Origin of the sequence: Imperialibacter sp., assembly GCF_040222815.1 — a bacterium.
In the GTDB taxonomy this organism is placed as follows: Bacteria; Bacteroidota; Bacteroidia; order Cytophagales; family Cyclobacteriaceae; genus Imperialibacter.
Map to the genome: position 1 here is coordinate 371,588 of NZ_JAVKCH010000015.1, position 23,120 is coordinate 394,707.

A 23,120-nucleotide genomic window follows, 5' to 3' on the forward strand; every position below is an offset into this window, starting at 1 on the left:
CTAACTACATTTTAGCCTCATTAGTTATCAAAAAATAATGCTTAAACGCTTTAGGTACATATTTTATCTGGTCTACATCCTTTACGCTTTGATGCTCCTCTACCTTTGCGTTAAACTTCTGAAAGTGCCAGATGCCACTGAAGATGCCTTCTACCTTTATTTAAAAGAAACATTCGGAGGTTATTTTGGTGTGATCTCTTTTCTTGAAACTTACTTCAGGTCGTTCCAGATATTTACCATTCTTGCTGTTGTATTTAGCTTCCTCATACTTTTCTCTGACTTTTTTGGGAAGCTTTTCCTTAGAAGAAAGATTACCCGGCTTGAAGGGGAGGTCAATGATTTGAAAGCCAAACTTTACGACAAGGAGCAGAAGAAACCCGGCCCTCCATCAGTTACAACAACACAACCAAGCTCTTCCGACGAAAAATGAAAGAATTGATCGAGCATGAGCTTAAAGAGGCTCATCAACTTCTTGAAAAGTTTCTCTCAGACCCTGCTACTGCCCAAAGCATCGAAAAGGCAGCTGACCTTATGGTAAAGAGCATTTTGGAAGGAAAAAAAATAATTTCCTGTGGGAACGGCGGCTCGATGTCGGATGCCATGCATTTTGCCGAAGAGCTGAGCGGCCGATATCGGGGAAACCGGCCTTCAATTCCAGCCGTTTCGATTTCCGACCCTACCCATATTACCTGCGTAGGCAATGATTATGGCTTCGATTACATCTTTTCAAGGTATGTCGAGGGACTTGGCCAGTCTGGGGATGTTCTGCTTGGCATTTCAACAAGTGGCAATTCCAAAAACGTCATCGAAGCGGTTTCCAAGGCAAAAGAAAAAGGACTACGCATTGTTTTGCTCACCGGAAAAGATGGTGGCAAGCTCGCCAACGCAGGCGATGTAGAAATAAGGGTTCCGTATTTTGGCTTTGCCGACAGGATTCAGGAAGTTCACATCAAGGTCATTCATATTTTCATTCTTCTCATCGAAAAGAAATTGGGGTACTGATGCTGGCAAAAACTTTCGGAAGCGCCGTGTATGGAGTAGACGCCTCTATTATTACCGTTGAGGTTAATGTAAGCGCCGGCACTAAGTTTCTTATGGTGGGCCTGCCCGACAATGCCGTGAAAGAGAGTGAGCAGCGGGTAGAATCAGCCATTAAATACTTTGGCTATTCTATGCCAAGGATAAAAACAGTAGTGAACCTAGCGCCAGCCGACATAAAAAAGGAAGGCTCCGCCTACGACCTGCCCATCGCCCTGGGCATCCTAAAGGCATCAGGTCAGCTCACTACAGAGGTGCTGGAGCAGTACATTATCATGGGTGAGCTTTCTCTTGATGGCTTACTCCGGCCCATCAAAGGGGTTTTGCCAATCGCCATTGAAGCAAGAAAACAGGGATTTAAAGGATTCATCCTACCGAAAGAAAATGCTTCCGAAGCGGCCATCGTTGACAAGCTCGACATTATCGGCGTCGAGACCATCAATGAAGCCATTGAGTTTGTGGAAGGCAGGCTAGAGATAGAACCATTAAAAAAAGATACACGAAGTATCTTCGAAGATACGTACGATGGGTACGAGGCAGATTTTGCTCAAGTGCAGGGACAGGAAAATATCAAAAGGGCGCTGGAAATAGCAGCCGCTGGTGGCCACAATGTGATCATGATTGGCCCTCCGGGAGCTGGTAAGACCATGCTGGCCAAACGACTGCCCTCAATCCTGCCACCGCTCAACCTTCACGAGGCCCTCGAAACCACCAAAATTCATTCTGTCGCTGGCAAGCTGGGAGCCCATGCTTCACTTGTCGCTACGAGGCCTTTTCGCTCACCACACCACACCATTTCTGATGTTGCACTGGTCGGAGGCGGCGGTATTCCACAACCAGGAGAAATTTCACTGGCCAACAATGGCGTGCTGTTTCTGGATGAGCTACCCGAATTCAAACGAACAGTGCTGGAAGTAATGCGGCAGCCACTTGAAGAGCGCCGGGTAACCATATCGAGAGCAAAAGTGTCCATCGACTTCCCTGCCAACTTTATGCTGGTGGCCAGCATGAACCCCTGCCCTTGCGGCTATTATAATCACCCTGAAAAGGAATGCGTGTGCCCACCCGGCACAGTGCAGCGCTACCTTAACAGAGTCAGCGGCCCATTGCTCGACCGGATCGACCTGCATGTGGAGGTCACACCTGTCTCTTTTGATGAAATGACGGCAGACCGACAAGCGGAAACAAGCACACAAATCAGGGAAAGAGTGATCAGTGCCCGGCTGCTGCAAACCGAAAGGTTCAAAGATCACCCGACGATTTTCAGCAATGCGATGATGCCACCACCGATGGTGAAAGACATTTGCCAGATCAACGAAGCGGGGAAAAAGCTACTTAAGACTGCCATGGAGCGGCTGGGACTGTCGGCCAGAGCCTATGACCGTATTCTTAAAGTGTCCAGGACCATTGCAGACCTGGCAGGAACGGACGAAATAAGGATCGAACACCTGGCCGAAGCCATTCAGTACCGCAGTTTGGACAGAGAGGGCTGGGCGGGGTAATTCGGACTCAACGACCCCCTAAATATTGTCCAAGATTTTCGATCATTCTCCACTAAATAAAAATCGGTTACCTATTTTTGCGACGTGAAACAGGAGGACTTCTTTTATACTCAGCTCAATACCCTTGTGGAAAATGCGCTGGCAGAAGACATAGGCGAGGGAGATCACTCAACTCTTTCCACTGTGCCTGCGGCAAAACAAGGCAAAGCAAGGCTTCTGGTGAAGGACGACGGGATTATAGCCGGAATGGACGTGGCAAAATTTATCTTTCACAAATACGATCCCACTCTTCATTTTATTCAGCACATTGAAGATGGCTCAGCGGTGAAGGCAGGCGACATAGCCTTTGAGCTTACGGGCAGCGCCCGATCCATATTAACCACCGAAAGGCTGGCGCTCAACTGCATGCAAAGAATGAGCGGAATTGCTACCTACACAAATAGTTTAAGTAGCATGATTTCGCATACAAAAGCTAAGCTGCTGGACACGAGAAAAACCACACCGAACTTCCGGTTGCTGGAGAAAAGGGCGGTTGAAATCGGAGGTGGCAAAAACCATCGCTTCGCCCTTTACGATATGATAATGCTCAAGGACAATCATATTGATATGGCCGGCGGCATCAGTTCTGCTATTCAGTCAGCTAAGAGTTACTTGAAAGAGCTCGGAAAAGGCCTTAAAATTGAAGTTGAAACCAGAACTATGGCGGAAGTAAATGAGGTTTTAGCTGAGGGCGGGGTCGATTTCATTATGCTCGACAATATGAGCACCACAGAAATGAAAAAAGCAGTAGCTTTGATCGCCGGAAAAGCCAAAGTGGAGGCTTCCGGAGGAATAACCGAAAAAACAATAAAAGAGATAGCAGAAACCGGGGTGGATTTTATTTCGGTTGGCGCACTCACGCACTCTTATAAAAGCCTGGACTTAAGTTTGAAAGTAGTAATAGAATAATTCATGATCGTAAAAACAAAGAAGTATCAACTTCCAAAAAATACCTATATAAAGATTGCTCTTTGGAGCGTACTGAAGCAACAATGGTGGGTTTCCCTCATCTATGTCGGACTCAATCTGCCAGTGTTTTTTCTACCCAGCTGGTGGTGGTTCATTGGCTCTACCATTGCACTTGTACTGTATATACTGTTTTGGCTGATTCAGTTTGCTGGTGCCACTCAAATGGAGCAGTTCAAAATTCTTTTTGACAAACTGGGCTATGAAATTGACAGCCGACAGATCCTGATCAAGATAAATACGAAACAGGGGATGCCGATGAAATGGGAAAATATCTCACGTGCCCTAGTCAAAAAAGACGCCTTTACATTGTTCGTGAACAAAGCGCAGATTATTCATCTTCCGTTCAAAGTTTTCAACACCGAGAATGAGGTGAAGTTTGTGGAAACCATTCTGAAAAGAAAAGGTCTTGTCAAATAGCTTTGACTGAAGCAGACAAAAAAAGAATAAAACCGCATTTGTCGAAGATGGCACATTACTGCTCCATGCAGGAACGTGCCATTTCCGATGTTTTCTTGAAATTGCGGAGCGCTCCTTTGTCTGATGACGACAAGAACCACATCGTAGCAACGCTGAAAAAAGAGGGTTTTCTGGATGAGGCCAGGTATGCCAGAGCCTTTGCGAGCGACAAGTTCAAATTAAATCAGTGGGGCAGAATTAAGATCGGCTATGCGCTAAGGATGAAGCAGGTGGATAGTGCCACTATTGAAGAGGGTCTCGAACAAATCGACGAAGGAGACTACCAACAGCTGATTACTTATCTGGCCACCAGAAAGCTCAAAGATACCCGCTCAACCAGCACCGCAGACCGTAACAACAAAATTGCCAGATTCCTTCTACAGCGTGGCTTTGAACCCGATCTCGTTTGGAAAACGATCCAAGACCTGCCTTGAATTGTCTCGTATTTGACTAAAGCCTGTCTTATATTCGTTCAGAATGATTAAATTCATGTTGATCCTCGTAAACTGTTGAGTTGTTACTTACTCAAATAAAGTCTTATGAAAATAAGGAAGGTAGGCGTACTTGTTCTGCGGATTTTAGCCGCTTTCATTATGCTCCAAACGCTATATTTTAAGTTTACCGGGGCACCTGAGTCCATTTTTATATTCAGCACCATAGGCATGGAGCCCTGGGGCAGGTATATGGTGGGCAGCATGGAGCTTGTTGCGTCAGTACTCTTACTGATTCCAAAAATTTACTGGCTCGGTGGTCTACTGGGTATGGGCCTAATGGCAGGGGCTCTCTTCTTCCACGCTGTCTTTTTGGGCATTGAGGTCCAGGGCGACGGTGGCCTGTTATTTGCTTATGCAGTTATTGTGTTTTTTGCCAGCCTGGTGGCAGTTTTAGATCGTAAGAACGATATCCCTATTTTAAAAACTTTGATCTGAGTTGATCATTTGTCCTTCATTTGACCGTATTGCAAGCGGAGGATATGTATTTTTATGAGTTTGGATACTTAAGATATATGAACCTAATAACCACCACAGGAAACGTTTTATCGCAGCTTGACGAAGTAATCGGTCAGCTTAAACCAGAAGACTACACTCGGCCAGTTAAGCTTCTCAACAATTCAACCATCGGCCAGCACGTGCGGCACACACTTGAGTTTTTTATCTGCCTGATGGATGGTACCCCAAGTGGTGTTGTCAACTATGACAACAGAAGAAGGGATAAGATGATTGAGGACGACGGAGACTTTGCCCGGCAAGTCTTAAGAGGAATTGGAGACTTTGTAAAATCCCATAAAGAAAATTCTGCTCTGACTCTTGAAGCAGATTTTGGATCCGCAGAACAGCCAAGTAATGAGCGGGCAATGGTGCGCATACCTTCTAACTACCTTCGTGAATTGGTCTATAATATTGAGCATGCCATTCACCACATGGCGCTGATCAGAGTAGCCATCAACGAGTTTTGCGGGTACGTACAGCTGCCTGAAGACTTTGGCGTCGCCAGTAGTACTATTCGAAGCAGACAGACAAGTAGCTAAGCTTCTTCATCACCACCTTATTTCAGTAGTATGCGTCAAAGCGGCTGGCGGCAATTCAAAAGAAAGCTGTTCGAAGTGCCCTTCTTTATGAAGCTTTTCCACTGGGAATTCTGGCCCTTTAATGTTTTTTACTTTCCCGTTTTCATATACTACGCTTTCCTTTCGGCCAAAGCCCGCTCAGTCTTTTTCTTTTCGGCAGCCAACCCAACAATTGAGCTCGGCGGCATGCTTGGCGAGTCGAAAGGCGACATCTTTAAGCTCATTCCCGAAAAATATGTCCCGACGACAAGGCGCTTCCCTCCTTCCTCCTCTGCTAAGGATATTACTACATGGATGGAAGCGACTCGGCTCAATTACCCAATTTTGCTCAAACCCGATATAGGAGAAAGAGGGTGGATGGTAAAAAAAATAGATTCACTGACCGACATTGAGCAGTATTTGAAAAGCATCAAGGTCGATTTTCTGGCCCAGGCCTACGTTTCGTATCCCATAGAGCTGGGGTTGTTCTACTACAGGTTTCCTGGCATAGCAAAAGGCCGAATTTCATCCATTACCCGTAAGGGATTGATGGCGGTGACTGGTGATGGCAAAACCACAGCCCGTAGTCTGCTGACCTCCAATCTGCGAGCCCGTTTGTATATCAAAGACTTCGAAGAAAAGTACCCGGAAAAAATGGACATGGTGCCAGGCAAAGGTGAAACTATTGAGGTAGAGCCAATTGGCAATCATTGCAGGGGCACAACCTTTCTCGACGATACTGGGCTGGCGACAGAAGCGCTGGAAGCTACCTTTGATGAAATTGCAGCTTCTATTCCTGGTTTCCATTTTGGCAGGTTTGACCTACGATGCCAGTCTTATGAAGATTTGGAAAAGGGTATCAACTTTAAAATATTGGAACTGAATGGTGCCGGTGCCGAGCCGGGCCACATTTACCAGCCAGGGAGGTCTATATGGAAAGGCTATCGAGACGTTCTCCATCATTTGAATGTTTTGTGTAATATTGCCATCCAAAATCACCGATTGGGGGTGCCGTATACCCCATTTAAAGAAGGGCTTCGTTTCATCAAAAAAGTCAAAGCCTACAATCGGTTAAAAGAGAGTGAATGAATCTACTCTGGCTATTTGTAGTTGGTTTTGTTTGTAGTTACCTCGGATCGATTCCCCCCGGCGTTATTAATGTCAGTGTGCTTCAGTACGGGCTGCACGGACACCGATCCCTCGGGCTGAGGTTCGGCCTGGCAGCTAGCCTTGTCGAGTTTGTTTACGCTGCTGCCACTGTCCGTTTCCATATTTTTCTGACAGAGAATACCTCCTTCACAGAAGACTTCGAACTGGTGTCTGGAATTGTTCTAACTATTTTAGGAGTCGCCAGTTTACTGGGCTCAAACAAGGCTCCCTCAGAAAAAGCTGTTGAGGAATCGCCCAGGGCTTTTAGAAAAGGCCTGATCATAGGCGTTACCAATATTATGGTCATTCCATTCTGGCTGGCGGTAACAGCCTATCTGCAAAGCCGAAGCATCGTTATCATCAAAGGCTACGACTTGTTCATCTACGTGGCAGGTATTTCAGCCGGCACTTTTGCCTTGATGGCCAGCGTGGCCTACTTGTCGAACCGCTTCCAAAAGGTGGTGGAAAACCGGAAAACCGTCAACAAAATCCCTGGCATTGTTCTTCTTACGATGGGGCTCTACTCTTTTTACAACTGGTTTATGATGCCTTGAAAGCACTCTTCCTCCAGAAGATAGCCCTTAAACCCAGGGTGAGCATAATTGGCACTAACGCCAGGTGCAACATTTGCGGCAAAAAGCTCCACGAAACTATTACAAGAGCAAGCAGCACCGCCGCTGAAAGCAGGTAAGTGCTGAGCCAATTCGGGGGACTATTTTTAAATGCATAAAAGGCGACAAATGCATGCAGCGGAAATGCCCAAAGCAGATTGAAATTGTACTGTGAAATATGATCCGTGGCAAACCACAAAAACAACAACAGAATTCCCACTACGCCGACCACAAAAAACAAAGTAAAGTCGAGCCACTTTCTCCGCTTGCCTGCCTTCCATTCTTGCTGCGTAGAAAAACCAACCAGCATAAATACGAGAACAAACACAATGGTGGGAGTGACCAATGAGGCCTGCGACTCTCCTTCCTCTGTTGGCATAAACACAACCTCAGTGGCACTCACAAGCGGCACCTTGCCGTTGCTTCTTTGCAAAGTAGCACCAGCAAAGGCCTTTTGTATGTATTCAGGCAGATACATGTACTGATAGCCAGTGGCTACCTTATCGATACCCGTGCCTAGGCAAATATCGATACCTAAATCACCCCAGGGCTGCTGGCCGAGGTTCATATCCATTAGCTGACGGAAGGTCAGATCTTCAGTGACGTAAGAATAGTCAAACGTGATCCGGTCTTTGAAAACCGTTTCCAGCACGTCCCTGATTTTAGTGGCGCAATTATCGTAAATGTAATTGTAGTAGTAATCTCTGTTTTCAGGCTTGTTGTTCTCCACCAAAAAAGCATACAGCTGATGCTTTTCGCTGGCTGTCAGGTTGAGGTTTTGCTCCACAATCGACCTATTCTCTTCTATGTACGCCTCCTTGAAGTCTTCATACCGATTAACTCCCAATTTGTAAAGGAGCTTCCCTCGGGCAAAGTTTAAGTAGAAATTAGGCTGATTGAAGCTGAAAATACCATAATTGAACACCAGATCGATCCCGGTCTTATGATCAAGCACCCTAAACGCACTATGGCCAAAAGCAGTGTACAGTTCTACCTGCGAAGGGCCCATGGTCATTACCGATACTGTGGTACTGTCGCTTATAAAGGGTGGTATTTGTGCCAGGCTTTCTGCAAGGCCACTTCCTCCCAACAGGAGGAAGCTGATTAAGACGAGCTTTTTCATTAATGCCAATTTAGAACATCTCTGATTTAGGATGTAGCTGATTAGACGCTAAATTTACTTGAATTTATTCAACAATGAACCTAGCAACATTTAATGATAACGTAAGACTGCTCAACAAATTGAGCTGGCGCAAGGCTGTCAATGGCGGCAAGCTGCTGGCTAGCTTCCTGGTGAGCAAGCAGCTGGGCAAGGCACGTCACAGCGGGCTACCAATTAGCCTGGCCATAGAACCTACTACTGCCTGCAATCTGCGTTGTCCTGAATGTCCCAGCGGACTGAGGTCATTTAGCCGCCCAACGGGAAAAATTGCCCTGCCATTCTTTCAAAAAATCATTGATGAGGCGCACAGCCATTTGCTCTACCTCACCTTCTACTTTCAGGGGGAGCCTTATCTTCATCCTGATTTTCTGGAAATGGTGAGTTATGCACACCAAAAGAAAATATACACTGCAACCTCCACAAATGCACATTTCCTTTCGGACGAAATGGCCAGAAAGACTATTGAGTCAGGCCTCGACAGGCTTATCATCTCTATTGACGGGGCCACGCAGGACACCTACGCCTCTTACCGTAAAGAAGGGAAGCTCCAGGAAGTAATAAACGGCACCAAAAGGCTTGTCAAGTGGAAAAAGGAGTTAGGTTCAAAAACCCCACACTTGATCTTTCAATTTTTAGTAGTCAAACCAAACGAGCATGAGATTGACGAAATAAAAGAACTGGGGAAGGAACTCGGTATTGATGAGGTTAGGTTCAAAACTGCCCAAATTTATGACTACGAAAACGGATCTCCTCTCATTCCGACCATCAGCAAGTATTCCCGATACAGTCAAAATGGTGAAGGAAAGTGGTCTCTGAAAAACGTCCTTCGCAATGAATGCTGGAAAATGTGGCACTCAGGAGTAATCACCTGGGATGGCAAAATGGTGCCCTGCTGCTTCGACAAAGACGCCACCCATTCGATGGGGAACGTTTCGGAAAATTCAATGGCCGAGATTTGGAGGGGAGCGTCGTACAATCGATTCAGAAACGCTTTGTTGCGTTCTAGAAAGGACATCGACATTTGCAAGAATTGCAGCGAGGGCGGGGCGGTATGGGCTTAGTTTTCTACTTTTGGGCTGTTTCTTTTAGCGCCTTCTGGATGTCGGCTTCGCTACAGCCACAGCCTTTTGCACACCCCTTGTCAACTTTCAGGCTCAGATAAATCTTTCTCCCCAGGAATACGACGGCACCTGCAAATAATAACCCGATGATAATTGTTTCGATCATTTCAGTAAGTCAACGGTAGTATTGCTGCTGAAGTTCAGTCTAACCAGAATTTCTTAATCGTACCAAGCAGCTCGCTTTGTATGCCACAGCCGGCAATAAGTTCCCGGCCAAATATGTAGTTGTCGCCCCCTTTGAAGTCCGTGACGGTACCACCTGCCTCCGTCACCAGTAAGACGCCCGCTGCAACATCCCAGGAATTCAGGTTGAACTCAAAAAACGCTTCAAAACGGCCGCACGCAACATAGGCTAAGTCCACCGCTGCACTGCCCATCCTTCTGAGCCCATGAGAAGACTTCATCAATTCATTAAGAATATTCAAATAGGGCATCATCTTTCCAAAGTCATTGTATGGAAAGCCCGTGGCCAGCAGCGACTCATTTATTTGGGTAGCATTTGACACCCTAATTGGCTTTCCATTGCAGAAGGCTCCCTTACCCTTGATAGCATGAAAACACTCGTCACGATTTACCTCATATACAACACCCAGAATCGCCTGCTTGTCTCGCACCAGCGCCAGGCTAACTGAATAAATGGGAAGACCGTGCACAAAGTTTGTGGTGCCGTCAAGCGGGTCTATCACCCACTGTAAGGCTCCCTCTGAACTGGCCACAGTACCTTCCTCAGTAATAAAGCCAGCTTCCGGCAGCACCTCCCTCAGGCGCTCTACAATCATCTCTTCACATGCCTTGTCAACGTAGGACACTAAATTGTTGTGCCCCTTTAGTTCTATCATGTCAGGTGTAAAGCCTTCTGCCTCTTTTTTCAAAAATTGCCCGGCTTCCTTACTTATGGCTATTACGTGGTGAACAAGTGTTTCTAATGGTATTTCCATCGTGATATTACTTTCCAGATACGACGATTACAATTTCCCCTTTGGGTGGCTTTGCCTGAAAATGAGCCAAAACCTCCGTTGCGCTTCCGGTAATAGTCTCTTCATAGAGCTTGGAGAGCTCCCTACTAACCGAAACCATCCGATCGCCGCCAAGTAAGGTAACAAACATTTCAAGAGTTTTTACCAACCTGTGTGGCGATTCGTAATAAATCACCGCTCTTTCCTCTTCTTTTATGGCTTCTATTTTAGTCTGTTTACCCTTTTTGTGAGGAAGAAAACCCTCGAATATAAATCGATCACAAGGAAACCCACTTTTAACAACTGCAGGAATGAGCGCTGTGGGCCCTGGTAAACAATCGATCACAATACCTGCGCTTATGGCCTCCCTCACTATCAGGTAACCAGGGTCGGATATACCGGGGGTTCCTGCGTCAGAAATCAACGCCATGCTCTCACCTGCTTTCAACCTTCCCACAAGGTCACTTACTACTTTATGTTCATTGAAAATGTGGAAGCTTTTTAGGGGTTTGCTGATTTCATAGTGCTTAAGAAGGTTTCCCGACGTGCGGGTATCTTCCGCCAATATCACATCCACCTCCCTCAATACCCTTAAGGCTCTGAGAGTGATGTCCTCCAGGTTACCAATCGGCGTCGGAACGAGATATAGCTTCGCTGCCGCCATCTATTTCAAGAGCGCATCTATCACGCTCGCAAGCTTCCTGTCCTTCTCAGTCACAGTATTGCCCGCACTGTGGGTGGTCAACTCTATGGTCACCTTATTATAAACGTTGCTCCAATTAGGGTGGTGATCCATTTTCTCTGCTTCAATGGCTACCTTTGTCATAAACCCGAATGCTTCAACAAAATTCTTGAAGGTAATTTCTCGTGCAAGTTTGTTGTTCTCTTCTGTCCACATAACATTTTATCTTTTAGTGGCGGTAATGATGTACTGGTAGGGTAGCGTCTTCGCATCTACCTCTTTTATGGTAAACCCCACTGCCTTCAATTCGTTCACGAGTTTTTGGCTCGAAACCCAAAAATTATCAGGCGGCGTTACCGGAGACCGTTCGGGCTTGAAGTCAACAATCACCAGTTGCCCCCCATCTTTTAGCCCACTCCTTATTTCTGCAAAGTACTTCTTCCTCTCCGGCAAAAAAGAGGCGGTATTGACTATGAGTACTCCGTCAGCTTCGTTCAACGCAATGCCGGGGGTTTCCGGCACTGTCTTTCTCGTCTCTATCCCACCTACGTTCGTTGGCAACTTCGTAGCCTCCTCTTCTATGTGATGCAAAAAGTTGTCGTCAATATCAATAGCTATCACATTGGCCCCTGATGCGGCCAACCTAAGAGTGAAATAGCCTGTTCCAGCACCAATATCGGCTATTTTCTTCCCCTGGGTATCACCAAACTTCTGTATGACCTCGTCAGGCATTTGCCAGCTGTCCCGATCCGGATCTTCAAACTCATCAGAAAGCAAGTCTCCCCCGCCAACAGCAACACTCTCAGTTCCAACCACGTCCTTTTTTTGGCCTGACTCATCATTGTTAGCTGTCTCTCCGCCACATGACGTTAATACAATGCCCACAATCGTAATAACCAGGAACCGTTGAAAGCTAATCATATTACAAAGATATAACGCCCTCCACCGACTTCACCGTAACATAGACTTCAACCACTTCCTCGCTCGACTCAACGATCTTTTCCAAAGTCAAACTGGTGTACCGGTTATTGCTGGAGCTCCGCAAGCTTAGTTTTCCAACAGGGAGCAAACTTTCCACATCAGCAACTTTTTCGCTTGGAACAATAAATTTAAAGATATAAGCGCCTGGAAATGTGTGCTCTTGTTCCAGCTTCTCCTTGAAAGAAACGATTTGCGGGTCCATTCTTGCGTGTTGTAAAAGAAAAAAGGAGTTACCAAAAAATATCGGCAACTCCTTTCTTTAACTTCTAAATATTATCAGAAAAACTTATAACGCTCATCTTCTATCTCGGCAAACTCCCGAATAGCCTGCGATAAGCTAAATGATATTCTCGACTGACGACGCTGACTCAGTTGATCTTTGAATGTGCTGAAATCTGCCACTTCCGGAGCCTCTGTGATAGAAACAGTTTCAACTATTACTACTCCATTGTCTGCCTTCACCAGACCTGACCTTTCGCCCGCTGCCAGCGCAAATGCCTGTCCAACAGCTTCAGGTGCATTACCCACACCTGTAAGTGCGTTGGCGCTTAGCTTCAAATCGCTCATTGTATACACTGTGGCGTCAGCTCCCATTTGCTCGCTGATTTCATCCAGTGTGCCCGTTTTAGCTTTGAGTTGATCAGCAATTACAGCCGCCTTCTTTTCATCCTTTACCTTTTTAGTAATGTCGTCTCTCACAGCACTCAGCTCTACGAGTCCTTTTGGCTGCTCCCCGGTCATGGCTGCCACTATATACTCGCTATCCAGCTCATAAACCTCTGATACTTTGCCTACACTGCCGTCGTTGAATAACCAGATGATAATTGTTCTGGCATCAGAAAGGCCGCCGAAACGACGAGCATTTGGTGCTACTCCCTTCGCTTCTTCTACTTCAAGGCCCTTTTCTGCAGCATTGGCCCGGAACTGCTCCAGATTTTCGCTGCTCAATGCAAACATGTCTGCATCACGATACGCCATATTGCGGGTATCATCGCTGGCAATAATTTCTTTCTCGATAGTAGCTACTTTGTAGGTAGTGTTTGTTTTTACAGCAGTTACCTCTATGATATGATAACCGAAATCTGTCTCAACTACGTCATTCAGCAGACCCGTTTTTGAAGCATCAAATACAGCCTTCTCGAATGGCTCAACCATGCGGCCTTCACCAAACCAACCCAAATCACCACCTCTGGTAGCGGTGCCGTCAGTTCCGTGAATACGAGCCATTTCGGCAAAACTTGCACCCTTTTTTATTTCACTTAGAATCTGTCTGGCTTCTGCTTTAGCTGCGCTTTTTGCTGCCTCACTCTCATCCTCTCCTTTGAAAAGGATATGACTCGCACGAGCATAGCCGGTTGTGCCTTCCGCTTTCTTGGATAGCTTGTAGATCGTGTACCTGTCATTGGCTAAGATTGGACCGATGATGTCGCCTTCTTGCATCGTTTTAATGGTGTCGTTCAATGACGCTGGTAGCTGATCAGGTGTGTATGTTCTAAAAGGTGTTTGTGCATCAGAGTTGGCTCTGGCGAAAAGCGAGTCGTTCTTCGACTGTGCCAATAAACTTTTAATCTCGTTAATCTCTTCGATCACCGCAGCTGTATCATCAGCGGAAGCAATGATAGGGAAAGAAATGTACTCAAGAGACCGTGAGAGCTCTCTTTGGTATTGGTCGGCGTTGCTCTTCAAGTACGCCTGCAGATCAGCGTCGGTTACGGTAACAGAAGAATCGCTAACGGTGTAATAAGGGACGTAGAGGTATTTTACTTCAGCGATTTTATTGGCTTGAGTATATTCCCTCTTAGCCTCCTCCTGAGTAACATAATTAGTTTGGAGAAATAAATTGTCAAACTTCAGCATTAACCTTGCCGGAGCCAGAGTACCCTCAAAATTGTACCACGCTGCCTGCTGTTGTGCGGGCATAGCGCTAAGATTCTGCAAATACGTGATAATCTGATCTTTGTCAAACTGGCCAGTTTCAGGGTTGGTAAACGCCTGAACGATTTCGGGGCTGATGTTATTACCCTGAACCATATCAACAACTTCTTCGTCAGATACAGTTATTCCCAGCCCGGCGAACTCTTCTTCATAGGCATACTTGTTGACCAGCAAATCCCACGCTTGCTGTCTGATGGAGTACATGTCGTCACCACTAGGGCTTCGTCCCTGACTCATTTGAAAGTTGAACGAAAGTTCATCTACCTTGCTCTGAAATTCATCAAGCTTAATAGTGGTGCCATTAATTTCGCCTATCTCGTTCGTATTGCCGCCCAACAAGGTCGAGTTTGGGCCAAGCAAATCTCCCCCTACTACGAATAGCCCCAACCCAACAGCAATAATACCTACTGCCAACCCAGTTCTCTCTCTTATTTTATTAATGAAACCCATATCGTCGTTTTTAGCGAGCCGCAAAATAATATCATTCGAAGCTAAAATCAAAATGGAGGTTCGAGGTTTTACTAGCCTCTATCTTCCTCATTTTGAACCGTTAGCTTCACTCTGTCAATCCTGTTGTCGGTTTTTGAATAAACGGTGATCACGAAAGGGGCGACCTCTATTATGTCGTTTACTTCGGGAATGTTTTCGTTCACAGAAAGTATCAGACCGCCGAGCGTTTCGTAATCTCCCACCGGCAAGTTCAAATCGTACCTATCGTTGAGGTAATCAATCTCAAGCCTCGCACTTAGTATGTAATTTCTTTGGTCGATTTTTTCTTCTACGAGGTCCTCATCGTCATCGTGCTCATCGTTGATCTCTCCAAAAATTTCCTCGATGATGTCTTCCATACTTACGATACCCGACGTCCCTCCGTACTCATCTACCACCAATGCAAGGCTCTTTCTTTCGGTCAGGAACTGAATCATCAGCTCATTAACAAGAGAAGTTTCGGTAACGATAATGATTGGCGTTAAAATCGACTTGATGTCCTTCGGCTTTTTGAATACCTCAAGCGAATGACAGTACCCTATCACTTCGTCAATCGTGTTCTTATAAATAACAATTTTTGAATGTCCACTTTCAATAAAAGCATTTTTTAGTTCCTCTATCCCATCTTCAATGTCAACGGCCACAATCTCCGGGCGTGGAACCATACAGTCTCTCACTTTAACCGTCTTAAACTCAAGGGCATTATTGAAAATTTTCGCATCAACCTCCCTGTTGTCATTCTGGTTCTCGCTTGTCGACAAGTTTTTCAGGTAATTATTGAGGTCAATCAGTCCAAAAATGGGCTTGTCCTCAGAGTACTCGAACCTAAGTATTTTTGTTATGACAAACTTGGATGAAAGAACGATGATGAATACAAAGGGGTAAAGCACATAGTAGATCATCAAAATTGGTACTGCAAACAATGTGAGCAGCCAATCTGGATTGATCATAAAAATACTCTTGGGCGTATATTCGGCCGTGATGATCACTATAAAAGTTGAAAGCAGGGTTTGAATTAGTCCCACCGTCACATCGTTTCTCAAAGAGTCCGGAAGGCTTGTCGCCAGCCAGGGCTCGAGCAGCCCGGCCATGTAGTACCCATACAATACCAACGAAATAGTGTTCCCTACAAGCGTCGTGCTTATAAACTGGGATGGATTTTTTACAAACCGGGTTAAAATTTGTCCTGAAATAGCTCCCTGCTTACGTAGCAGTTCGATGTGAAGTCGATTGGCAGAGACAAACGCAATTTCTACACCCGAAAAGAAGGCTGAAAAAGCCAGGCAAATAAGAATAATTATGACTTGGTTTGGATCCATTAGCTTTGAAAGCCTCTATTGCCTTGCAAAGAAGAAGAACAAATCTTGTTACCCGACTTGCCCTTGAAATGTTTATTTCGGTTTATCATTTCACAAATTTATACAAAAGTAGCAGACAAACACTGATCATTAGGATCCAGTATGAATGCACCAGACCGACGGTCATCGTTTGATGAACGCCGATAATCAAAAAACCAACACTGAGTGTCAGCAATATAATACCCCAACCTTTCTTCATTGCGGGTCATCTATAGTCAACGTTCCTGTTGGCTTGGTGATGGAATAACTTGAAAAATCCTGGCGGGCTGTCATTCCTTCTCCAGTATGGATTTCGCCTTCAGACCTAATAGTAACAAATTTATCAGTGAAAATCTCTTCTTTTATCGGGGTCCAGTACAACTCTTCTGTGTTTAGCTCATCTCCATCCAAAAGGCTGATAACAACCACATTCCCCTCTGCCTTATAAAGGTTCTCCTTAGCATTTTTCTCTCCTCTATCGGCTCTAAGGGTGGATGACTTAGTGCCATCTTTCTCAAAAAACTCAATGTAAACACCGTCAGGAAACTCTCTGTCGCCATTCTCGAACTCAAATTGCGTTGGCGCTTCGAGCCTGATTCTTACTTTAGCAGAGTCACTAAACAAGGTGACCACGTCTTTGATCTCCATAACAGGCCCCTCGTAAAGCGGCATGTCCGACATGTCTTCCTTTTTTTCGCAAGAAAACATAAGAAGAACAAAAGAAATAAGATAACCTAAGCAGACTCTCATATAAATAAAAAACGGTCGCTGCGTTACAACGACCGTCTCAATTAGGTTGTTATCCTTATGCTGGTCTTCTTTGCAAGGTAACAGATTCCTGTACCCAGCAGCCAACACTTAGGACGTCTCCTTCTTTCATACCTTCCTCAAATATCTCCCCGATGGACGGAAATTGTTCTTTTGCTTTTTCCATGCCCTGGCTGTTGCCGGCCTTCTTGTACATTTCGTATGCAGCAATATAAACAGCCCTGTCCTTTACTTTGCTTTCTCCACCACGGCAATCTTCATAGCTAGTCAAGTAGAGGTTGCCAATCAGCGTGTAAGCATCGGAAAATGAAGGATCCATGCTAAGCGCCTTCCGTGCGTTAGCACGAGCTGACACTTTCTGACCATCAGAGGCATTAATTCTGGCCATGTCATAGTAGATTTCAGCCTTCTTCTGGTTGTCATCAGCCAATTCCACTGCTTGATTGTAGTATTTAAACGCTTCTTCGTTCTTTCCTTCTGCAGCTAACTTCTGAGCAATTACCTTGGTCAGAGAATATGTTGGCTCCTTTTCGTTAACAATCTTACTAGATGTCATGAAAAGCGGACTATCGGTACACTTACCAGTCAACTGAAGCTGCAAAATTTTCTTCGCCAATTTAAGATCTGTAGGATCTGCCTTCAGCTTAGGCCCAAGATTGTTTTCTACAAATTCGCAGTCAACGGTTACAGTAGCTGTAAGCAGCTTGTCAATATTCTCAGCAATTTTTTCGATCCTGTCCAGGTTCTTGCCTGTCGCCTTTTTCAAATCGATAATGGCCATGATCTCGTCATAGTAGTCAAGCACCTGCACGTCCGTGATAGCACCGCCTGTTAGCTTAAAGCGTCTAACCACGTCCATGAACGCAAGCAAGTTGTTATCGAGGGTGTTCACTCCATTAAGTTCATACACCTTTTCGAACATCTTCATTAAGTCCGGGTATTTGGCCTTGTTGTCTTTGTAATACTTATAGGCTGTGTAACCTTTTCTGTTTAGCACGTCCCCTTCGTTTCCAAAATACTGGATGCGCTTATCATACATTGACAGAGCCTGCTCCTGATATTGAACTGTTTTAGCTGCATCAGGCTCATTGTCGGCTAATCCCTCGTAAATCTTGGCTCCATTGATATACAACGACTCATTTAAGTCAGGAGCATTCGCCAACAACCAATCGAGGTGAGGCAATGCCGCTTTGAAATTATCTTGCTTTAGGAAGTCTGTGTAGAGAGCGTTTTTCTCTTCTGCCGTTGCTCTGTCTTCAGGCCAATTCCAACCCGGCTGAGCAACCGCTACCAGCTGGACACCAAGGAAAAACAGCAAACTGAAAATCCACGTCTTTTTCATGATTACTTAGTTTTAGTCATATTTACGTCTAACGAACCAACCTCTGTCATTGATGGTTGCTCCAATATATATCTGAATGTAATTCTCTTTTATCAAGTTATCCGTCACACTACCTCTTCTCCCGATTTTGGCTGCCACATCAAAACTTGACACACCCATTGGGAAAGATGATCCAAAGTTTATGCCAAAGTCAGTAACGTCATTCCCATTGGCCAGGTAAGGCAACCTCTCCCAAGCGGCCCCTAACCGGAATGTTGTGCGTGCCAAATAGCTATCCACGCTGCTAATATCGGGTGTATATTCTCCTCCTAAAACCAATTTTAGCCCTTTTTGATAAGTGGTGCTAACTATTTCAGGAGACGGATTCTCATTCCATTCGGAAATCCTTGCATCAAAGCCAACTGTAAATTTATTAAGATTTTCGAACGAAACGCCAAATCCCAGTTTTTTTGGCAAATTAAATGCAACTGATTGATCCAGAATCAGTGTGTCGCCAGGTGTGGAGCCTCCTGTACTTCTTCTTTCGAGCCCGGCAAATCGAGTACCTGAAATAGATGAAGGAAGATCGTATACAACACCCAGGTTGACGGCTGTTCTTTCAGTCAACTTTTGTTGGTAGTGAAGACCTCCTCCAAATTCGAAATCTGCGTAATTGATTTTCTCTTTATAGGCGGTGGTGTAGTTGGTGCCACTGGTAAGCCCCAGCAAAAACGTTTCTGCCGACTTGTTAAACTCTCCAAAAACAAAGGAGCCACGAACGCCGAGCGAAAGTCCTTTGTATATTTTGAATCCATTAGAGAAATACGCCTTTGAAAGACCACCGTTTCCCTTGAAAAGATATTCTACCTGAGTAGTGGAATTGTTCACGTTGGCGGTGTAGCCAATGTTGTAGTTCATTCGGCTTAATGGCACCAGCCCAAAGCTGGAAGACCATTTGCCTGATACAATTGGGAAAGCATAGGCAAAATAGGCGAGGTTGGCACCCCCATTTCTATCGCTGCCGTTTGAACTGGACAGCGTCCTGATATCCGCAGCTACACCCATTTGGAAAGTGGACATCAGGTTCTGGGTAAGCATAGCCGGGTTCATCCCATTGATGTGAAATACCGTTGGCGTACCTATGCCCAGGTCGCCCATGGCAAATTGATTCGCAAAACTCCCCTCTTTGATGTCACCTATGCCATATAGCGTGAATGGTGAAAGTGTAACTTGTGCATAGGAAGTGGCACAGCAAAACAATGCTACCCAGCCCGTAATAACCAATCTAATTCCTCTCATTGTGCCTTAAAATACTGTTGAGTCCGATGAGGACCAATTCGGAGCGTACAAAGATGTGGTGTTTTATATTAGATTCAAAAAAATTACTCCCACCACCACACATAATCACCTGCAAGTCTGGCAGCAAACCAGAGAACCTCTCTATCATGCCTTCAATTTCTGCCAGTGTCCCGTGCAATACCCCATTGATCATTGATGTTTTTGTATCCTTTCCCGGCAGATCAACCCATTCGGGATGCTCTATCAACGGTAATCGGGCCGTAAAGGTATGCATTGATTTTAGTTTCATCTCTACTCCGGGAGAAATAGCTCCACCTTTATAGCAGCCATCGCTGGTGATGATGTCATATGTAATGCAGGAACCCACGTCTATTACCAGACAGTTCTTTCCCCTATAAAGATGGAAAGCTCCCGCTACTGCCGCTATTCTGTCGGTCCCAAGGGTATCTGTACTGCTGTAGTCAAGAAAGATTGGGAGCGGTAGCAGATGGGTCAATTTGACAACTTTATATTTTTCAGACAGTTCCTTCCCCAGGTTGTTTACGTCTTTGCCTACGGAGCTTACAATCACCTCCGACACCTCCTCCCCTTTGAGGGCACCCACAATAGCTTCAAAAGCCACGCTTGTTTTCAGCTTAATAAGCGAGTCATTTTCAAAAAAACCTATCTTGCACCTTGTGTTACCTATGTCAATAGCGGCGGTCATAGTACAGTAAACAATTAGTCGGCGATATTACCTATATAGATGCAATTATGGAAAAAGAGTTTCTTGTGATCGGCCTCATGTCGGGGACTTCTCTGGATGGGCTCGACGTGGCAGCGTGCAGATTTCGACATGAAAAAGACAAGTGGGGTTATTCCATCGAGGCGGCTGAATCAATAGCTTATGACGACGAAATGCAGCAGAAGCTCAAAGGCTCTGTCACGCTGTCGGGGCTTGACCTGTCCTTGCTTGATGTCGAGCTCGGAAAATTCTTCGGCACCAGTGTACATGCATTTTGCGGAAAGTATGATCTTAAGCCACTATTTGTTGGATCGCATGGTCACACCGTGTTTCATCAGCCTGAGAAACTTCTAACACTTCAAATAGGCAATCCTGAAGCCATCAGCCATTTTTCTCAGCTACCGGTCATTGCCAACTTCCGACTTCAGGACGTCCTGAACGGTGGGCAAGGTGCCCCTCTGGTTCCTTATGGCGAGCACCACCTTTTCCCTGCCTACAATGCCTTTCTCAATCTTGGTGGCATAGCCAATGTCGCCTTGCACAGTCAAAACACTATGAAAGGCTTTGATACGTGCGCCTGCAATATGGGGCTCAACCACCTGGCGAGGAAGCTTGGGATGAGCTTCGACAAAAATGGTGAAGTGGCAAAAACCGGATCTATGAATGACTCACTTTTTCGATCGCTCAACAAACTTGATTATTTTCAGCAAAAAGGCCCAAAATCTCTGGGGTACGAGTGGTTCGAGCGAGAAGTAGCACCTTTACTTGACAACAGCAACACACCTGTGAAAGATGCCCTCCACACTTTCACTCATCACATTGCCTTTCAGGTGAATAGCGGAATGGATGGCCTTGGATCTTCTACGGAAAAGGTAATGGTAACAGGTGGCGGTGCGCTAAATGGGTTCCTAATGGATGCACTTAATCGTTATGGCAAAGGAAGATTTACCTACGAAGCGCCGGATCGAAAAACTGTTGAGTTCAAGGAAGCATTGGTATTTGCCTTTCTTGCGTTGCAAAGGTTTCTCGGGCAACCCAACGTTTCCTCGCAAGTGACTGGCAGCAAAAAAGATGTGTCAGCGGGAAGCTTGCATGGAAATTTTAAGGCGTCGATACAATAGCTAAAACAAGTACACCGCATCTTGTTAGCTCCATCAGTCACTAGTGGTGTTGGAAGTGGTCTTCGGAATCGCCAGGCACACGGATAGTTATTTCTATTTAGAATAGTAGATAGTTTTTACCTATCTTATGCTCGACGGGGATAAAAATCTGGTAGCGGGCGCTGTGTTGATACACCGTGTTTCCAAGCTTACCGGGACGCTCTCTTTCGAAATCATACCAGCTAAATAATCACGGTTAACAAATACCTAAAACTTCTTTTGAAATCGCACTAAAACAACTTATTTAAGCAGGAATTAACCAAGTGTATAAATAAGAGGAGCTAATTGGCAAAGCAGTACCGCCCCTCCTCCAGAACCTAACACTCTACTTTGATCGGCCTTTAATGAAAAAAATTGCAATATTTCTGTGCCTTAGTGTCGCTCTTATAACGGGCGTTTTTGCCAACGACGTAAAGGCAAAAGCATTGCATGAAAACAATGAGGTGGCAGCCAATATTGCCTTGAGCGACATTGCCGAGGAAACCCTTGGCACAGCCGAGGATGGGCATGCTGAGGAAGGAGAGCACCCGAGTGCACCCGGTTGGCTGGTGATTCCTTTCGTGCTGCTACTTTTAATGATTGCCACCGGGCCGTTGTTCTACGAGCACTTTTGGCACAAAAACTATCCAATTGTAGCTGTTTCGCTGGCTATTCTTGTTGTGCTGTATTATTTGTTTGTGTTGCACAACGTGCATAATCCAGTGCATGCTCTGGCGGAGTATATTCAATTCATAGCCCTACTGACTGGCCTTTTTGTGGCCAGCGGAGGTATTATGATCAATGTAGACAAAGAAGCTAAGCCGCTTACCAATATCATCATTCTACTTGTTGGTGCTGTAATAGCCAATATCATTGGCACCACCGGGGCTTCCATGCTGTTGATCAGACCGTTTATCCGGCTGAACAAGAATAGGATCAAGGCCTACCATATCATCTTCTTTATTTTCATGGTAAGCAATATTGGTGGCTCTCTCACTCCTATTGGAGATCCGCCTCTGTTTTTGGGATTTTTGAAAGGGGTTCCTTTCTTTTGGACACTCCTCAACAATAGCGTCTCATGGGTCTTTGCACTTGCTTTCCTGACTGTGATTTTCTACTTGATCGACAGAAATAATAAAGCCGACTATAGCTTTGGTGAGGATCCTCAGGACTTCACCAACAAAGTGACCGTAGTCGGGGCCAGGAATTTTGGCTGGCTATTGGTTATTATTCTTTCAGTTTTTCTAGACCCGAACGTTTTGGAGTGGGTACCTGCTATTCACTACGAAGGGCAAAAGTTTTCCTATATCAGAGAGATCATTATGCTTGCAGCCGCCTTCCTTTCATTCAAGTTTGCAGAGAAAAAAGCACTGGAGGGCAACGACTTCAACTTCGAGCCAATCAGAGAGGTGGCCTTTATCTTTATAGGAATCTTCGGCACCATGATGCCCGCTCTTGAGCTGGTGAGCAATTTCGCTCAGTCCGAGGCGGGTGCTCCACTCATTACGCACAATTCACTTTACTGGGGCACTGGCGCACTCTCGGGCTTCCTGGACAACGCCCCAACCTATCTTAACTTTCTAACTGCAGCTATGGCTGCCAAAGGAGGGGATATTGGGCAGGTCAAGGACGTGGTGGCGTTTGCTGCCGGTGGCACTTACGCTGACTCTGTTCTTGCGCTCAAAGCAATTTCAATTGCCGCAGTGTTCTTCGGTGCCATGACCTACATAGGCAACGGCCCTAACTTTATGGTGAAGTCGATAGCCGAGCAAATAGGCATCAAAATGCCATCTTTCTTTGGCTACATACTGCGGTTCTCGATTCCGATCCTCCTGCCTCTATTCTTCATCGTTTGGCTGATATTCTTCTATAGCCACCCTGTCTGAGAAAAGATGA

The 23,120-nt window shown here is 45.5% G+C and carries 26 protein-coding genes; 13 read left to right on the forward strand and 13 right to left on the reverse strand.

Features of this window, described 5'->3' with window-relative positions; all coding sequences use genetic code 11:
• Positions 1-37: 37 nt before the first annotated feature.
• The 10 genes from RIF36_RS06055 (at position 38) to RIF36_RS06100 (ending at position 7,253) form a co-directional block, all read left to right on the forward strand.
• The gene (locus RIF36_RS06055) at positions 38-430 is read left to right on the forward strand and encodes a hypothetical protein (RefSeq protein ID WP_350078442.1); all 393 of its coding nucleotides are present in this window, start codon (positions 38-40) and stop codon (positions 428-430) included.
• Positions 427-1,002, forward strand: coding sequence for a D-sedoheptulose 7-phosphate isomerase (lpcA, locus tag RIF36_RS06060; protein ID WP_350126326.1), 576 nt, complete (start codon positions 427-429; stop codon positions 1,000-1,002). The genes RIF36_RS06055 and lpcA overlap by 4 nt, the downstream gene beginning before the upstream one ends.
• Positions 1,002-2,540 (forward strand): YifB family Mg chelatase-like AAA ATPase, encoded by a 1,539-nt coding sequence (locus RIF36_RS06065; RefSeq protein WP_350126329.1) that lies wholly within the window; start codon positions 1,002-1,004, stop codon positions 2,538-2,540. Before lpcA ends, RIF36_RS06065 begins: the two co-directional genes overlap by 1 nt.
• A gap of 84 nt (positions 2,541-2,624) precedes the next feature.
• Entirely contained in the window at positions 2,625-3,488 is an 864-nt protein-coding gene (nadC, locus tag RIF36_RS06070) for a carboxylating nicotinate-nucleotide diphosphorylase (protein ID WP_350126332.1), read from the forward strand.
• 3 nt (positions 3,489-3,491) lie between these two features.
• On the forward strand, positions 3,492-3,965 hold the full coding sequence (locus tag RIF36_RS06075) for a YcxB family protein (RefSeq protein WP_152001753.1): 474 nt from the start codon (positions 3,492-3,494) through the stop codon (positions 3,963-3,965).
• Positions 3,966-4,012: 47 nt separating this feature from the next.
• Positions 4,013-4,438: a regulatory protein RecX gene (locus RIF36_RS06080; RefSeq protein ID WP_350126335.1), complete on the forward strand. Its 426-nt coding sequence runs from the start codon at positions 4,013-4,015 to the stop codon at positions 4,436-4,438.
• A gap of 105 nt (positions 4,439-4,543) precedes the next feature.
• Entirely contained in the window at positions 4,544-4,933 is a 390-nt protein-coding gene (locus RIF36_RS06085) for a DoxX family membrane protein (RefSeq protein WP_350078451.1), read from the forward strand.
• 77 nt (positions 4,934-5,010) lie between these two features.
• Positions 5,011-5,532 (forward strand): DinB family protein, encoded by a 522-nt coding sequence (locus RIF36_RS06090; RefSeq protein WP_350094775.1) that lies wholly within the window; start codon positions 5,011-5,013, stop codon positions 5,530-5,532.
• Between the two features lie 30 nt (positions 5,533-5,562).
• A complete protein-coding gene (locus tag RIF36_RS06095) occupies positions 5,563-6,639 on the forward strand; it encodes an ATP-grasp domain-containing protein (RefSeq protein ID WP_350126338.1) in 1,077 nt (358 codons plus the stop codon).
• Positions 6,636-7,253, forward strand: coding sequence for a LysE family translocator (locus RIF36_RS06100; protein ID WP_350126341.1), 618 nt, complete (start codon positions 6,636-6,638; stop codon positions 7,251-7,253). Before RIF36_RS06095 ends, RIF36_RS06100 begins: the two co-directional genes overlap by 4 nt.
• Here RIF36_RS06100 and RIF36_RS06105 read toward each other — a convergent pair.
• On the reverse strand, positions 7,240-8,433 hold the full coding sequence (locus RIF36_RS06105) for a lipoprotein N-acyltransferase Lnb domain-containing protein (protein WP_350126344.1): 1,194 nt from the start codon (positions 8,431-8,433) through the stop codon (positions 7,240-7,242). The two genes, RIF36_RS06100 and RIF36_RS06105, sit on opposite strands and share 14 nt — an antisense overlap.
• A 74-nt stretch (positions 8,434-8,507) precedes the next feature.
• On the opposite strand from RIF36_RS06105, the gene RIF36_RS06110 reads away from it, so the two are divergent.
• Complete coding sequence (locus RIF36_RS06110; RefSeq protein ID WP_350126347.1) at positions 8,508-9,533, forward strand: radical SAM/SPASM domain-containing protein; 1,026 nt, start codon at positions 8,508-8,510, stop codon at positions 9,531-9,533.
• 4 nt (positions 9,534-9,537) lie between these two features.
• On the opposite strand, the gene RIF36_RS06115 is transcribed toward RIF36_RS06110, so the two are convergent.
• From RIF36_RS06115 to RIF36_RS06170, 12 genes are all read right to left on the reverse strand, one after another.
• The gene (locus RIF36_RS06115; protein WP_339793599.1) at positions 9,538-9,699 is read right to left on the reverse strand and encodes a FeoB-associated Cys-rich membrane protein; all 162 of its coding nucleotides are present in this window, start codon (positions 9,697-9,699) and stop codon (positions 9,538-9,540) included.
• Between the two features lie 34 nt (positions 9,700-9,733).
• Positions 9,734-10,531: an inositol monophosphatase family protein gene (locus tag RIF36_RS06120; protein WP_350126351.1), complete on the reverse strand. Its 798-nt coding sequence runs from the start codon at positions 10,529-10,531 to the stop codon at positions 9,734-9,736.
• Between the two features lie 7 nt (positions 10,532-10,538).
• Positions 10,539-11,213 (reverse strand): 16S rRNA (cytidine(1402)-2'-O)-methyltransferase, encoded by a 675-nt coding sequence (rsmI, locus tag RIF36_RS06125; protein ID WP_350126354.1) that lies wholly within the window; start codon positions 11,211-11,213, stop codon positions 10,539-10,541.
• Positions 11,214-11,447 carry a 4a-hydroxytetrahydrobiopterin dehydratase gene (locus RIF36_RS06130; RefSeq protein WP_152001743.1) on the reverse strand — a complete coding sequence of 78 codons (234 nt, stop codon included), beginning with the start codon at positions 11,445-11,447 and terminating at the stop codon, positions 11,214-11,216.
• 6 nt (positions 11,448-11,453) lie between these two features.
• Positions 11,454-12,152: a class I SAM-dependent methyltransferase gene (locus RIF36_RS06135; protein ID WP_350126357.1), complete on the reverse strand. Its 699-nt coding sequence runs from the start codon at positions 12,150-12,152 to the stop codon at positions 11,454-11,456.
• Between the two features lies 1 nt (position 12,153).
• Positions 12,154-12,414: a DUF493 family protein gene (locus tag RIF36_RS06140; protein ID WP_152001741.1), complete on the reverse strand. Its 261-nt coding sequence runs from the start codon at positions 12,412-12,414 to the stop codon at positions 12,154-12,156.
• A gap of 74 nt (positions 12,415-12,488) precedes the next feature.
• Positions 12,489-14,597, reverse strand: coding sequence for a SurA N-terminal domain-containing protein (locus tag RIF36_RS06145; protein ID WP_350126360.1), 2,109 nt, complete (start codon positions 14,595-14,597; stop codon positions 12,489-12,491).
• 71 nt (positions 14,598-14,668) lie between these two features.
• A complete protein-coding gene (locus tag RIF36_RS06150; RefSeq protein ID WP_339793614.1) occupies positions 14,669-15,955 on the reverse strand; it encodes a hemolysin family protein in 1,287 nt (428 codons plus the stop codon).
• A 234-nt stretch (positions 15,956-16,189) separates the two neighbouring features.
• Positions 16,190-16,723, reverse strand: coding sequence for an LPS export ABC transporter periplasmic protein LptC (lptC, locus tag RIF36_RS06155; RefSeq protein WP_350078473.1), 534 nt, complete (start codon positions 16,721-16,723; stop codon positions 16,190-16,192).
• 55 nt (positions 16,724-16,778) lie between these two features.
• The gene (locus RIF36_RS06160; protein ID WP_350078475.1) at positions 16,779-18,083 is read right to left on the reverse strand and encodes a tetratricopeptide repeat protein; all 1,305 of its coding nucleotides are present in this window, start codon (positions 18,081-18,083) and stop codon (positions 16,779-16,781) included.
• 12 nt (positions 18,084-18,095) lie between these two features.
• Complete coding sequence (bamG, locus tag RIF36_RS06165) at positions 18,096-19,361, reverse strand: BamG family beta-barrel-assembly machinery protein (protein ID WP_350078477.1); 1,266 nt, start codon at positions 19,359-19,361, stop codon at positions 18,096-18,098.
• Complete coding sequence (locus tag RIF36_RS06170) at positions 19,348-20,067, reverse strand: type III pantothenate kinase (protein ID WP_350078479.1); 720 nt, start codon at positions 20,065-20,067, stop codon at positions 19,348-19,350. Before RIF36_RS06170 ends, bamG begins: the two co-directional genes overlap by 14 nt.
• Positions 20,068-20,114: 47 nt before the next feature.
• Between RIF36_RS06170 and RIF36_RS06175 the strand changes: the two genes are divergently transcribed.
• Entirely contained in the window at positions 20,115-21,206 is a 1,092-nt protein-coding gene (locus RIF36_RS06175; RefSeq protein ID WP_350126363.1) for an anhydro-N-acetylmuramic acid kinase, read from the forward strand.
• A gap of 383 nt (positions 21,207-21,589) precedes the next feature.
• A complete protein-coding gene (locus tag RIF36_RS06180) occupies positions 21,590-23,110 on the forward strand; it encodes a sodium:proton antiporter (RefSeq protein WP_350126366.1) in 1,521 nt (506 codons plus the stop codon).
• Positions 23,111-23,120 lie beyond the last annotated feature (10 nt).